The sequence below is a fragment of the Pseudomonas citronellolis genome, assembly GCF_900112375.1.
Classification (GTDB): domain Bacteria; phylum Pseudomonadota; class Gammaproteobacteria; order Pseudomonadales; family Pseudomonadaceae; genus Pseudomonas; species Pseudomonas citronellolis.
This window is the reverse complement of the sequence record NZ_FOLS01000006.1, coordinates 71239-84252: the sequence shown is the minus strand read 5'-3', so window position 1 is coordinate 84252 and position 13014 is coordinate 71239. Positions and strand designations below refer to the sequence as shown.

General features: G+C 68.0%; 11 protein-coding genes. 8 read left to right on the top strand and 3 right to left on the bottom strand.

The annotated features are described in order from the left end of the window. Positions 1-50 precede the first annotated feature (50 nt). The 5 genes from xerD (at position 51) to BM060_RS07660 (ending at position 5366) form a co-directional block, all read left to right on the top strand. On the top strand, positions 51-947 hold the full coding sequence (xerD, locus tag BM060_RS07680) for a site-specific tyrosine recombinase XerD (protein ID WP_074978898.1): 897 nt from the start codon (positions 51-53) through the stop codon (positions 945-947). Positions 948-1245: 298 nt separating this feature from the next. Continuing rightward, on the top strand, positions 1246-1974 hold the full coding sequence (locus BM060_RS07675; protein WP_074978894.1) for a DsbC family protein: 729 nt from the start codon (positions 1246-1248) through the stop codon (positions 1972-1974). Between the two features lie 172 nt (positions 1975-2146). After that, positions 2147-3451: a homoserine dehydrogenase gene (locus tag BM060_RS07670; RefSeq protein ID WP_024128495.1), complete on the top strand. Its 1305-nt coding sequence runs from the start codon at positions 2147-2149 to the stop codon at positions 3449-3451. A gap of 89 nt (positions 3452-3540) precedes the next feature. Beyond that, entirely contained in the window at positions 3541-4950 is a 1410-nt protein-coding gene (thrC, locus tag BM060_RS07665; RefSeq protein WP_061562593.1) for a threonine synthase, read from the top strand. 131 nt (positions 4951-5081) lie between these two features. Next, positions 5082-5366 (top strand): DUF3509 domain-containing protein, encoded by a 285-nt coding sequence (locus BM060_RS07660; RefSeq protein ID WP_074978892.1) that lies wholly within the window; start codon positions 5082-5084, stop codon positions 5364-5366. A 60-nt stretch (positions 5367-5426) separates the two neighbouring features. Here BM060_RS07660 and BM060_RS07655 read toward each other — a convergent pair whose 3' ends face one another. Both BM060_RS07655 and BM060_RS07650 read right to left on the bottom strand, forming a co-directional pair. Beyond that, a complete protein-coding gene (locus BM060_RS07655) occupies positions 5427-5750 on the bottom strand; it encodes a hypothetical protein (RefSeq protein ID WP_083426737.1) in 324 nt (107 codons plus the stop codon). 418 nt (positions 5751-6168) lie between these two features. Beyond that, on the bottom strand, positions 6169-7368 hold the full coding sequence (locus tag BM060_RS07650) for a CaiB/BaiF CoA transferase family protein (RefSeq protein ID WP_074978889.1): 1200 nt from the start codon (positions 7366-7368) through the stop codon (positions 6169-6171). A gap of 258 nt (positions 7369-7626) precedes the next feature. Between BM060_RS07650 and BM060_RS07645 the strand changes: the two genes are divergently transcribed. The 3 genes from BM060_RS07645 (at position 7627) to recJ (ending at position 11282) form a co-directional block, all read left to right on the top strand. Then, the gene (locus tag BM060_RS07645) at positions 7627-8799 is read left to right on the top strand and encodes a GGDEF domain-containing protein (protein WP_074978887.1); all 1173 of its coding nucleotides are present in this window, start codon (positions 7627-7629) and stop codon (positions 8797-8799) included. Between the two features lie 69 nt (positions 8800-8868). Then, a complete protein-coding gene (locus tag BM060_RS07640) occupies positions 8869-9408 on the top strand; it encodes a YaeQ family protein (RefSeq protein WP_009616386.1) in 540 nt (179 codons plus the stop codon). Between the two features lie 158 nt (positions 9409-9566). Next, positions 9567-11282, top strand: a complete 1716-nt coding sequence (gene recJ / locus BM060_RS07635; RefSeq protein WP_074978885.1) for a single-stranded-DNA-specific exonuclease RecJ — start codon at positions 9567-9569, stop codon at positions 11280-11282. A gap of 206 nt (positions 11283-11488) precedes the next feature. On the opposite strand, the gene BM060_RS07630 is transcribed toward recJ, so the two are convergent. Beyond that, positions 11489-13006, bottom strand: a complete 1518-nt coding sequence (locus BM060_RS07630) for a tripartite tricarboxylate transporter permease (RefSeq protein WP_074978883.1) — start codon at positions 13004-13006, stop codon at positions 11489-11491. Between the last annotated feature and the right edge of the window lie 8 nt (positions 13007-13014).

The window sequence follows — 13014 nt, the reverse complement described above, 5'->3', positions numbered from 1 at the left end:
CCTGTGGAAGACTAGCTGCGCCCCGTCCGCTTTAGAATCCGAAAACCGCCGTGAATCCCGTTGCGCACCCGCTGATCGACCGTTTCCTCGACGCCCTCTGGCTGGAGAAAGGCCTTGCCGACAACACCCGCCTGGCCTACGGCAGCGACCTGGCGCTGTTCAACGGCTGGCTGGAGGAGCAGGGCGTGAGCCTGGAGCGCGCCGGCCGCGAGCTGATCCTCGACCACCTGGCCTGGCGCCTGGCCCAGGGCTACAAGGCCCGCTCCACCGCGCGCTTCCTCTCCGGCGTGCGCGGTTTCTACCGCTACTGCCTGCGCGAGGGGCTCATCGCCGAGGACCCGACCCTGCAGGTGGAACTGCCGCAACTGGGCAAGCCGCTGCCCAAGTCGCTGTCCGAGGCCGACGTCGAAGCGCTGCTGGCCGCGCCCGAGACCGAGGACCCGCTGGGCCTGCGTGACCGCGCCATGCTGGAAGTGCTCTACGCCTGCGGTCTGCGCGTCAGCGAACTGATCGGCCTGACCCTCGAACAGCTCAACCTGCGCCAGGGCGTGGTGCGGGTGTTCGGCAAGGGCAGCAAGGAGCGCCTGGTGCCGCTGGGCGAGGAAGCCATCGTCTGGCTCGAACGCTACCTGCGCAACGCCCGCGACGACCTGCTCGGCGGCCGCCCCAGCGACGTGCTCTTCCCCAGCCTGCGCGGCGAGCAGATGACGCGGCAGACCTTCTGGTACCGCATCAAGCACCACGCCAAGGTCGCCGGCATCGGCAAGTCGCTGTCGCCGCACACCCTGCGCCACGCCTTCGCCACCCACCTGCTCAACCATGGCGCCGACCTGCGCGTGGTGCAGATGCTGCTGGGCCACAGCGACCTGTCGACCACGCAGATCTACACCCACATCGCCCGCGCGCGCCTGCAGGAGCTGCACGCCCAGCACCACCCGCGCGGTTGAGCGTAGGAGCGGACTCCGTCCGCGATGGGCCGGACACCCCCGTAGGATGGGTTGAGCGAAGCGATACCCATCACCACGACCGCATGGGTTTCGCCAAGGCTCAACCCATCCTACGAAAAGCGCCTCGGCGCAGCCGGCAAGATAGGCCTGTCTGGTGTAGGACGAACAACCGTTCGCGTTATCCGCCGCTTGACCTGATCGACCAACGGCGCGCCCTGAAGCCTCGTGCTACAAGCTCGCGGTTCGGTCCGCAGGCTCTGCTGTGGTAGGCTGCGAGGTTCATCCACAGGAGTTTTCCATGCGTCTGTCCCGTTTCCTGGCTGCCGCGGCCCTGGGCCTCGCCAGCACCCTCGTCCTGGCCGCCGAGCCCGACCAGACCATCCGCAAGACCCTGCAGTCGCTGCAGCCCGACCTGCCCATCGAAACCATCAGCGCCAGCCCCGTGCAGGGCCTGTACCAGGTCCAGCTCAAGGGCGGCCGGGTGCTCTACGCCAGCGTCGACGGCAACTTCGTGGTGCAGGGCAACATCTACCAGGTGAAGGACGGCGCGGCCACCAACATCACCGAGGTCGCCGAGGCGGCCGGCGTGGCCAAGACCATCAATGCGCTGCCGGCCAGCGACATGGTGGTGTTCCCCGCCCAGGGCAAGGCCAAGGCGCACATCACCGTGTTCACCGACACCACCTGCCCGTACTGCCAGAAGCTGCATTCCGAGGTGCCGGAGCTGAACAAGCGCGGCATCGAGGTGCGCTACCTGGCCTTCCCGCGCCAGGGGCCGAAGTCCCCGGGTGACCAGCAGCTGCAGGCGGTGTGGTGCTCCAAGGACCGCGCGGCGGCCATGACCGAGATGTTCCACGGCAAGGAAATCAAGGCCGCGCAGTGCCCCAACCCGGTGGACAAGCAGTTCCAGCTGGGCCAGATGGTCGGCGTGCAGGGCACCCCGGCGATCATCCTCGAAAGCGGCCAGATGCTGCCGGGTTACCAGAGCGCCGGCGAAATCGCCAAGCTGGTGCTGGACACCAAGTGAATCGGGCCCTGCGCCTGATTTGACTAATAGGGAGCCGCTTCGTAATGTGCGGTTCCTTTAACCATGAGGCCGGGCGTTCGCCCGGCCTTCGTACGGTACGTCCCCGCCCTCGCCGCGCATGCGCCGCGGGCCGGGACGTACCCCGTTTGCCGCGATGATGGGGAGTTTCAGCGTGAAACCGGTGAAAGTGGGAATCTGTGGGTTGGGGACCGTCGGTGGCGGTACCTTCAATGTACTCAAACGCAACGCCGAGGAGATTGCCCGCCGTGCCGGGCGTGGTATCGAGGTTGCGCAGATTGCCGCCCGTCGCCCCAATCCGAAATGCGAAACCGGCAGCACCCCCATCACTGCCGACATTTTCGACGTGGCGAACAACCCGGAAATCGACGTGGTCATCGAGCTGATCGGCGGCTACACCCTGGCCCATGAGCTGGTGCTCAAGGCCATCGAGAACGGCAAGCACGTGGTCACCGCGAACAAGGCGCTGATCGCCGTGCACGGCAACGAGATCTTCGCCAAGGCCCGCGAAAAGGGCGTGATCGTCGCCTTCGAGGCCGCGGTGGCCGGCGGCATCCCGGTGATCAAGGCGATCCGCGAGGGCCTGGCGGCCAACCGCATCAACTGGCTGGCCGGCATCATCAACGGCACCGGCAACTTCATCCTCACCGAGATGCGCGAGAAAGGCCGCGCCTTCGCCGACGTGCTCAAGGAAGCCCAGGCGCTGGGCTACGCCGAAGCCGACCCGACCTTCGACGTCGAGGGCATCGACGCCGCGCACAAGCTGACCATCCTGGCGTCCATCGCCTTCGGCATCCCGCTGCAGTTCGACAAGGCCTACACCGAGGGCATCACCAAGCTGACCACCGCCGACGTGAACTACGCCGAGGCCCTGGGCTACCGCATCAAGCACCTGGGCGTGGCCCGCCGCACCGACGCCGGCATCGAGCTGCGCGTGCACCCGACGCTGATCCCGGCCGACCGCCTGATCGCCAATGTGAACGGCGTGATGAACGCGGTCATGGTCAACGGCGACGCCGCCGGTTCCACGCTGTTCTACGGCGCCGGAGCCGGCATGGAGCCCACCGCGTCCTCGGTGGTCGCCGACCTGGTCGACGTGGTCCGCGTGCTCACCACCGACCCGGAGAACCGCGTGCCGCACCTGGCCTTCCAGCCGGACTCGCTCTCCGACCACCCGATCCTGCCGATCGAAGCCTGCGAAAGCGCCTACTACCTGCGCATCCAGGCCAAGGACCACCCGGGCGTACTGGCCCAGGTGGCGACCATCCTCTCCGAGCGCGGCATCAACATCGAATCGATCATGCAGATGGAAGTCGAAGAGCATGACGGTCTGGTGCCGATGATCCTGGTTACCCACCGCGTGCTCGAGTCCCGCATCATCGAAGCCATCGCCGCGCTGGAAGCGCTGGATGACGTGGTCGGCAACGTCGTACGCATTCGTGTAGAGCAGCTCGCGTAAGGCTATAGGCTGAAGGCTGGACGAGAAGGCTTCTACGTCCAGCCTCAAGCCTCCAGCGCTTTTATCGGTTTTCAAGAAAGGTTTCTAACATGCGCTACATCAGTACCCGCGGCCAGGCGCCCGCGCTGAACTTCGAAGACGTGCTGCTGGCTGGCCTGGCCAGCGACGGCGGCCTGTACGTGCCGGAAAACCTGCCGCGTTTCACCGTCGAGGAAATCGCCTCCTGGGCCGGCCTGCCGTACCACGAGCTGGCCTTCCGGGTGATGCGCCCGTTCGTCGCCGGCAGCATCTCGGACGCCGACTTCAAGAAGATCCTCGAGGAGACCTACGGCGTCTTCGCCCACAACGCCGTGGCGCCGCTGCGCCAGCTGAACGGCAACGAGTGGGTGCTGGAGCTGTTCCACGGCCCGACCCTGGCCTTCAAGGACTTCGCCCTGCAACTGCTCGGCCGCCTGCTCGACCACGTGCTGACCAAGCGCGGCGAGCGCGTGGTGATCATGGGCGCCACCTCCGGCGACACCGGCTCGGCGGCCATCGAAGGCTGCAAGGCCTGCGAGAACGTCGACATCTTCATCATGCACCCGCACAACCGCGTGTCCGAGGTACAGCGCCGGCAGATGACGACCATCCTCGGCGAAAACATCCACAACATCGCCATCGAAGGCAACTTCGACGACTGCCAGGAGATGGTCAAGGCCAGCTTCGCCGACCAGGGCTTCCTGAAAGGCACCCGCCTGGTGGCGGTCAACTCGATCAACTGGGCGCGGATCATGGCCCAGATCGTCTACTACTTCCATGCCGCCATCCAGCTCGGCGCGCCGGCCCGTTCGGTGGCCTTCTCGGTGCCCACCGGCAACTTCGGCGACATCTTCGCCGGCTACCTGGCGCGCAACATGGGCCTGCCGGTCAGCCAACTGATCGTGGCGACCAACCGCAACGACATCCTGCACCGCTTCATGTCCGGCAACCGCTACGACAAGGACACCCTGCACGCGTCGCTGTCGCCGTCCATGGACATCATGGTCTCGTCCAACTTCGAGCGCCTGCTGTTCGACCTGCACGGCCGCAACGGCAAGGCCATCGCCGAGCTGATGGACGGCTTCAAGGCCACCGGCAAGCTGTCCGTCGAGGATGACCGCTGGACCGAGGCGCGCCGCCTGTTCGACTCCCTGGCGGTGGACGACGAGCAGACCTGCCAGACCATCGCCGAGGTCTACGCCGAGTGCGGCGAACTGCTGGACCCGCACACCGCCATCGGCGTGCGCGCCGCCCGCGAATGCCGCCGCAGCCTGGCCATCCCCATGGTCACCCTGGGCACCGCGCACCCGGTGAAATTCCCCGAAGCGGTGGAGAAGGCCGGCATCGAGGCGGCCCCGGCGCTGCCGGCGCACCTGGCCGACCTGTTCCAGCGCGAGGAACGCTGCACCGTGCTGCCCAACGAACTGGCCAAGGTCCAGGCCTTCGTCAGCGCCCACGGCAACCGCGGCAAGCCGCTCTAAACCGGCCGCAGGAAGAGCCCGCCACCTTGGCGGGCTTTTTCGTTTTCGGGGCAAATATCTGAGGTTATTGAACTTTTTCCTTCAGATAGAGGTCTTTTCCTGACGTATCCGTTGTATCCCAGGAGAACCCCATGGACCGACTCGAGCCCCTGCTCGCAGCCATCTTCAGCCAGTACGCCCACGATCTCGGCCCCGCGCGTCCGGACGGTGGCCGGGTGCTGAGCCTGAGCACTTCCGAAGGCGAGGTCGTCCTGCGTCGCGTCCTCAGTGGCGAACAGCTGGCCGACGAGCGCAGCAGCCAGGAGGCGCTGGAGGCCATCAGCCGCGACCTGGCGGTGCAGGAGGGGCGCATCTGCAATGACGTGATCCACGCTCTGCGCCAGCGCGCCGCCCAGGTGCTCAGCTACGACACCTGAGCCCCGCCGGTTCCATCGCGAATGCCGCCGCCCCGGCCCGGGACGGCGGCATTCGTGTTTCTACAGGCGCCCGCACTGCACCAGGCGGGCGCGGATGGCCCCGGTGGTGCGGCCATGGGCGCGGGCGATGGCGGTGATGGGTTCGCCCTCGTCGAAGCGCTGCAGCAGGGCCTGTTCCTCTTCCTCGCTCCAGGGCTTGCCGGCCTGCTCCGGCGGCGGGCGTACCTTGCTCTGGGCTTCGAGGGCCTGGATGGCCTGGAACAGTGCGCGGATCACCTCCGGCGCCTGGCAGGCATCCTCCTCGGGAAGCGGCAGGCCGCTACGCGGGTCGATGCCCTGGGCCAGCTTGCGCAGCGTGTCCAGGCGGTGCTGGTTCATCTCCATGGAGCCTTCTCCTCTGCGGGGCGCCCGGAATAGGCGCCGAAAGGATCAGGTAGTGGATTTTCCAGTGCGGATCAGTCGGGTGGTTCCGTTCTTTTCGTAGGAGCGAGCTTGCTCGCGAATGGGGCTTCGCCGGCAATCTCGGCGCTTGACCTGAAGAGTGCCCTCTCCCCAACCCTCTCCCTGAAGGGAGAGGGGGCTGGTCCGTGCCGAGAGGAGGAATGGTTTCAGCCGGTAATTTCCGTGCTAGCCGGCTAACGCCGAAACACCCACATCTGCCCAACGGTCCCCTCTCCCTTCAGGGCGGGGCGCGCAGCCGAGGGGCGGGGAGAGGGGCGGAGCCAAGCCATGGCGTCGAAGTCACCGGTGACTCCAGTTCGCGAGCAAGCTCGCTCCTACAAGAGCAGTGTGCTCACCGCTATCAGACCGCCCCATCCCGCCGTAGCGCGGCGATCTGTCCGGCGTCGTAGCCTAACTCCGCCAGGATTGCGTCGTTGTGCTCGCCCAGCTTCGGGCCTATCCACTCTGCCGAGCCGGGGGTTTCCGAGAGCTTGGGCACTATGCCGGGCATCTTGAAGGGCTTGCCGTCCGGCAGCTTCGCCGAGAGGAACATCTCGCGGGCGAGGAATTGCGGATCACTGAACATGTCCTCGGCGGAGTAGATGCGGCTGGCCGGCACCTCGGCCTCGTTCAGCACCTTCAGCACCTCTTCCTGCGGCAGCGAGCGGGCCCAGCGGTCGATCACCCCGTACAGCTCGTCGCGCCGCGCATCGCGGCCGTCGTTGCTTGCCAGTTGCGGGTCGTCGGCCAGGTCCTGGCGGCCGATGGCGAGCATGAAGCGGCGGAAGATGGCGTCGCCGTTGGCGGCGATCTGCACGTGCTTGCCGTCGGCCGTGGTGTGCACCGAGGACGGGGTGATGCCGGGCATGATGTTGCCGCTGCGCTCGCGGATGAAGCCGAACACGTCGAACTCCGGGACCATGGACTCCATCATGGCGAACACCGCCTCGTACAGCGCCACGTCCACCACCTGGCCCTGGCCGCCGTTGACCTCGCGGTGGCGCAGGGCCATGAGCGCGCCGATGACGCCCCACAGGGCGGCGATGGAGTCGCCGATGGAGATGCCGGTGCGTACCGGCGGGCGGTCCTCGAAGCCGGTGATGTAGCGCAGCCCGCCCATGGATTCGCCCACCGCGCCGAAGCCCGGCTGGTCCTTGTAGGGGCCGCTCTGGCCGAAGCCGGACAGGCGCACCATCACCAGCTTCGGGTTCAGTGCGTGGAGCACATCCCAGCCCAGGCCGAGCTTCTCCAGTACGCCGGGGCGGAAGTTCTCGATGAGGATGTCGGCCTCGGCCAGCAGCTTCTTCAGCACCTCGCGGCCGGCTTCCTGCTTGAGGTTGAGAGTCAGCGAGCGCTTGTTGCGCGCCTGCACGAACCACCACAGCGAGGTGCCCTCGTAGAGCTTGCGCCACTTGCGCAGCGGATCGCCGCCGTCGGGCGACTCGATCTTGGTCACTTCGGCGCCGAACTCCGCGCACAGGCGCGCGGCGAAGGGGCCGGCGATCAGGGTGCCGAGTTCCACGACCTTGAGGCCGGCGAGGGGTTTGGCGGTGGCGTTCATCGAAGGGTTCCATCAGTCGGGCAGTGGGGCGACTCTAGGGCCGTCGCCGGCCCGCCGCAAGCCATGGCCGGGGCGGCGGCGCGGGCAAAGCTGACCGATCGGTTGTGAAGGCGTTCCGCGATCGACGCCGGACGCGTAGAGTAGGGAACATTCCCACACCCTTTTCAGGCCGGCCGGGTATCCGTTCATGCGCGCCGTTGATCTTTCTCCTTCCGTCGACCCTACGTCGCCTGCGCGCGGGATGCCGAAGGAGGGCGCATGTCGCTGAGCCTGCCCACCCTGCTGCTGGTGGACCTGTACATCCTCGCCCTGGTCGGCGTGCTGATGTTCTTCGCCTGGTACGGTGGGCGCCGCGAGCCGACCCTCGGCTACATGGCCGCCATGCTCCTGCTCGGGGCGCTGTCCACCTTCCTCATCGCCCTGCGCAGCTTCGGCCTGGAGCTGCTGGCCATCGTCGCCGGCAACATGGTGGTGGCGCTTTCCTGCGCACTGCTGTGGACCAGCATGCGGGTGTTCGCCGGGCGTTCGCCCTACTGGCCCGGCGTGGCCGCGGGGGCCGTGATCTGGTTGTTGCTGTGCCTGTGGCCGGCCTTCCTGCAGTCGATGGTCTTGCGCATCCAGGTCCATTCGGCGCTGACCGTGGTCTACTGCCTGCTCGCCGCCGCCGAGCTGTGGCGCAGCCGCCAGCGCCTGGAGGTGCCGCTGCGGCCGACCTTGGCCCTGCTGCTGTTCCACGCCGGCTTCTATACCCTGCGCATCTTCGTCGACCGCGGCGAGGTGCCGGTGGTGCCCTCCGGCACCTACACCACCCTGTTCACCCTGCTGGTGTTCGAGACCATGCTGGTCGCCGTCGGCCTGGCCTTCACCACCCTGACCATGGTCAAGGACCGCGCCGAGCTGAAGTTCCGCTCGGCGGCCCTGAGCGACCCCCTGACCGGCATCGGCAACCGCCGCGCCTTCATGGATTCCGGCGAGCGCCTGCTGCGCCTGTGCGCCGAGCGTGGCGAGCCGGTGGCGCTGCTGGTCTGCGACCTGGACAACTTCAAGCGCCTCAACGACGCCTACGGCCACCCGGTGGGCGACCGCGCCCTGCAGGAGTTCAGCCGCATCACCGCCTCGCGCATGCGCCGCCAGGACGTGTTCGGGCGCATCGGCGGCGAGGAGTTCGCCTGCCTGCTGATCGGCGCCGGCACCGAAGCCGCCTGCCAGGTGGCCGAACGCATCCGCCGGGAGTTCGCCGAGGTGCCGTTCGTCGCGGATGGCCTGCTCAGCGTCAGCATCGGCGTGGCCACCAGCGAGGAGGGCGGCTACGAGCTGGCGCGGCTGCTGTCGCTGGCCGACCAGGCGCTGTACCTGGCCAAGGCCAAGGGCCGCAACCGCATCGAGCTGTCGGCGCCGGGCTCCGGCCGCGAGGGCCGCGGCCACCGCTGAGCGCGACGGGGGCGGCAGGGCCGGCGCAATCGGGGTAGACTTGCCGCCTTCGCATCGCTGGGATAGACCATGGCCCTCTCCGCCACCCCCTACAAGGCCGACATCAGCCTCACCGACCTGGACCGCGGCGTCTACGAGACGCTGCGCTTCACCGTCGCCCGCCACCCCTCGGAAACCGAGGAGCGCCTGGCGGTCCGCCTGATCGCCTTCGTGCTCTGGTACAACGAGCAACTGGCCTTCGGCCGCGGCCTGTCGGACGTCGAGGAACCGTCGCTGTGGGAGAAGAGCCTGGACGACCGCATCCTGCACTGGATCGAGGTCGGCCAGCCGGACAGCGAGCGCCTGGTGTGGTGCTCGCGGCGCTGCGAGAAGCTCTCGCTGCTGGCCTACGGCAACCTGCGCGTGTGGACCACCAAGGTCCTCGACGGCGTGCGCCACCTGAAGAACCTGAATGTCGCCGCCGTGCCCCAGGAGCCGCTGGAGGAACTGGCCCGCGACCTGCCGCGCTCGATCAACTGGACCGTGATGATCAGCGAGGGGACGATCTTCGTCACCGATGAGAACGGCCAGCATGAACTGCAACTCGAATGGCTGATGGGCGAACGCTGAGTTGCGCTAGCTGCGCGTCGGCCCGGCTGTGTTGAAAACAGGCCCGGGCTTGCTCATTTACACTCGGTAAACTCCGCGCCCGTGCCTGTTTTCGCCTAGCCGTGCTCTAGCTCGCAAGGCGCAAGGTCAGGCTGAAATGGAAGGATTGGAAAGCTCTGATGCGCATCGACCCCCGCCCGTTGCCGGAAACCCTGCCCGACCTCGGCGACCTGCCGCCACTGCTGACCCGCCTGTACGCCGCCCGTGGCGTGAAGTCCGCCGAGGAGCTGGACAAGGGCCTGGCGCGGCTGATCCCGTACCGCCAGCTCAAGGGCATCGACGCCGCCGTCGAGCTGCTGGTCGACGCCCTGGAGAAGCGCCAGCGCATCCTCTACGTCGGCGACTTCGACGCCGACGGCGCCACCGCCAGCAGCGTCGGCGTGCTGGCCCTGCGCCTGCTCGGCGCGGCCTGGGTCGACTACCTGGTGCCGAACCGCTTCGAATACGGCTACGGCCTGACCCCGGAGATAGTCGCGGTCGCCCTGGAGAAACGCCCGGAGCTGCTGGTCACCGTGGACAACGGCATCTCCAGCATCGACGGCGTGGCCGCGGCCAAGGCCGCCGGGCTGCGCGTGCTGGTCACCGACCACCACCTGCCGGGCCCGGAGCTGCCGGCGGCGGACGCCATCGTCAACCCCAACCAGCCGGGCTGCGAATTCCCCAGCAAGGCGATGGCCGGGGTCGGGGTGATCTTTTACGTGATGCTCGCCCTGCGCGCGCGCCTGCGCGAGCTGGACTGGTTCGCCCGCAGCGGCACGCCGGAGCCGAACCTGGCCGAGCTGCTCGACCTGGTGGCCCTGGGCAGCGTCGCCGACGTAGTGCCGCTGGACGCCAACAACCGCATCCTGGTGCACCAGGGCCTGGCGCGCATCCGCGCCGGCCGCGCCCGCCCGGGCCTGCGCGCGCTGCTGGAAGTGGCTGGGCGCGACGCCCGGCGCATCACCTCCACCGACCTTGGCTTCATCCTCGGCCCGCGGCTGAACGCCGCCGGGCGCCTGGACGACATGTCCCTGGGCATCGAATGCCTGCTCTGCGAGGACGAGGCCCTGGCCCGCGACATGGCGGTGCAGCTCGACCAGCTCAACCAGGACCGCAAGGCCATCGAGCAGGGCATGCAGCGCGAGGCCCTGGCCCAGCTCAAGGAGCTGCCGGTGGAGGAAATGCCCTTCGGCCTGTGCCTGTTCGACCCGGACTGGCACCAGGGCGTGATCGGCATCCTCGCCTCGCGCCTGAAGGAGCGCTACCACCGCCCGACCATCGCCTTCGCCGACGCCGGCGACGGCAGCCTCAAGGGCTCGGCGCGCTCGGTGCCGGGCCTGCACATCCGCGATGCGCTGGACGCCGTGGCTGCGCGCCATCCGGGGTTGATCAGCAAGTTCGGCGGGCATGCCATGGCCGCCGGCCTGTCGCTGGCGCAAGGGCACTTCGGCGCCTTCGCCGCGGCCTTCGACGCCGAGGTGCGCCGCCAGCTCAGCGAGGACGACCTCACCGGGCGCATCCTCTCCGACGGCCAGCTGAGCCTGACCGAATTCCACCTGGAACTGGCCCGCGCCCTGCGCCAGGCCGGCCCCTGGGGCCAGCACTTCCCCGAGCCGCTGTTCCACGGGGTGTTCCAGATCGTCCAGCAGCGCATCGTCGGCGAGCGCCACCTGAAGCTGGTGCTCAAGACCGAGTGCGGCTCGCTGCAGCTGGACGGCATCGCCTTCAACGTCGACCGCGAGGTCTGGCCGAACCCGACGGTGCGCTGGGCGGAAGTGGCCTACAAGCTGGACGTCAACGAATACCGCGGCAACGAGAGCGTGCAGTTGATGGTGGTGCACCTGGCGCCACGCTGAGCTCGCCGGCCGATGGGTATCGCAAGCTCAACCCATCCTGCGAAAGCGCCCTGGCGCACCTGCAGTCCCTCGTAGGATGGGTTGAGCGAAGCGATACCCATCGCAGGGTTTTACCAGCGCCCACCCCAGGCAAAAAGAGACCCGCGCAAGGCGGGTCTGAAATCGCCGCAGGAGAGAACGCGGCGAGCGTGGTTGGTCTTCCGGGCTCAGGCGCCGGCCAGCTCCGCGTTGCGCCGGGCCAGGCGGCGGCGCCAGGCGCGGTACAGCGGCAGCACGAGCATGAGCGCGACCAGGGTCCAGGTGCCGATGGCGATGGGGCTGGACCAGAGGATGCCCAGCTCGCCGTTGGAGATCGACAGCGCGCGGCGCAGGTTCTGCTCCATCAGCCCGCCGAGGATGAAGCCCAGCAGCAGCGGCGAGAGCGGGAAGTCGAGCTTGCGCAGGATGTAGCCGAGGATGCCGATGCCGACCATCAGGAACAGGTCGAAGGTGGTGGCATGCACGGCGTACACGCCGATCGCGGTGATGATCGCGATGCCCGGCACCAGCGCCCAGTTCGGCACCGAGAGGATGCGGGTGAACACCCGTACCATCGGCACGTTGAGGATGATCAGCATCAGGTTGGCGATGAACAGCGAGGCGATCAGGCCCCAGACGATGGTCGGCTGCTCCTGGAACAGCAGCGGGCCGGGGGTGATGTTGTACAGGCTGAGCGCGCCGATCATCACCGCGGTAGTGCCCGAGCCGGGCACGCCGAGGGTCAGCATCGGCACCAGGGCGCCGCAGGCGGAAGCGCCGATGGCGGTTTCCGGGGCGGCCAGGCCGCGCATGTCGCCCTGGCCGAACTTGCCGCTGGTGCCGGCGTAGCGCTTCTCGGTCATGTAGGCCACGGCGCTGGCCAGGGTGGCGCCGGCGCCGGGCAGCACGCCCATGATGAAGCCGAGCAGGCCGCAGCGCAGGTTGACGACGAACACCGAGGCCGCCTCCTTGAGGTTGAACAGCATGCGCCCGCTGGCTTCCACGGCCTTGTGCCCGTGGTGGGTCTTCTCCAGCAGCAGGAGGATCTCGCTGACCGAGAACAGGCCCAGCACCAGCACCACGAACTGGATGCCGTCGGCCACGTGGATGCTCTCGAAGGTGAAGCGGTACACGCCGCTGTTGGCGTCGATGCCCACGCTGGACAGGAACAACCCGAGCAGAGCCGCCAGCAGCGTCTTCAGCGGGCGGTCGCCGGCCAGGCCGCCGAGCGCGACTATGGCGAAGACCATCAGCACGAAGTATTCCGCCGGGCCGAAGGCGATCGCCCATTTCGCCAGCAGCGGGGCGAACAGCACCATGCCGCAGGTGGCGATGAAGGCGCCGATGAACGAGCTCCAGGCCGACAGCGACAGGGCCACGCCGGCCAGGCCGTTGCGCGCCATGGGGTAGCCGTCGAGGGTGGTCATCACGGTGGAGGCCTCGCCGGGGATGTTCAGCAGGATCGAGGAGATCCGCCCGCCGTATTCGCAGCCCAGGTACACCGCGGCCAGCAGGATCAGCGCCGACTCCGGCGGCAGGCCGAGGGCGAAGGCCACCGGGATCAGCAGGGCCACGCCGTTGATCGGGCCCAGGCCCGGGAGCAGGCCGACCACGGTGCCGATCAGCGTACCGATCAGCGCGGTGACGAGGTTGTAGGGGCTCAGGGCGACGCCGAAGCCCTGCCCGAGATAGCTCAGGGTATCCATGACGGTGT

Coding starts and splice junctions, on each gene's coding strand:
- BM060_RS07675 (WP_074978894.1), top strand. CDS start 1,246: ATGCGTCTGTCCCGTTTCCTGGCTGCCGCGGCCCTGGGCCTCGCCAGC.
- thrC (WP_061562593.1), top strand. CDS start 3,541: ATGCGCTACATCAGTACCCGCGGCCAGGCGCCCGCGCTGAACTTCGAA.
- BM060_RS07660 (WP_074978892.1), top strand. CDS start 5,082: ATGGACCGACTCGAGCCCCTGCTCGCAGCCATCTTCAGCCAGTACGCC.
- BM060_RS07655 (WP_083426737.1), bottom strand. CDS start 5,750: ATGGAGATGAACCAGCACCGCCTGGACACGCTGCGCAAGCTGGCCCAG.
- BM060_RS07650 (WP_074978889.1), bottom strand. CDS start 7,368: ATGAACGCCACCGCCAAACCCCTCGCCGGCCTCAAGGTCGTGGAACTC.
- BM060_RS07645 (WP_074978887.1), top strand. CDS start 7,627: ATGTCGCTGAGCCTGCCCACCCTGCTGCTGGTGGACCTGTACATCCTC.
- BM060_RS07640 (WP_009616386.1), top strand. CDS start 8,869: ATGGCCCTCTCCGCCACCCCCTACAAGGCCGACATCAGCCTCACCGAC.
- recJ (WP_074978885.1), top strand. CDS start 9,567: ATGCGCATCGACCCCCGCCCGTTGCCGGAAACCCTGCCCGACCTCGGC.
- BM060_RS07630 (WP_074978883.1), bottom strand. CDS start 13,006: ATGGATACCCTGAGCTATCTCGGGCAGGGCTTCGGCGTCGCCCTGAGC.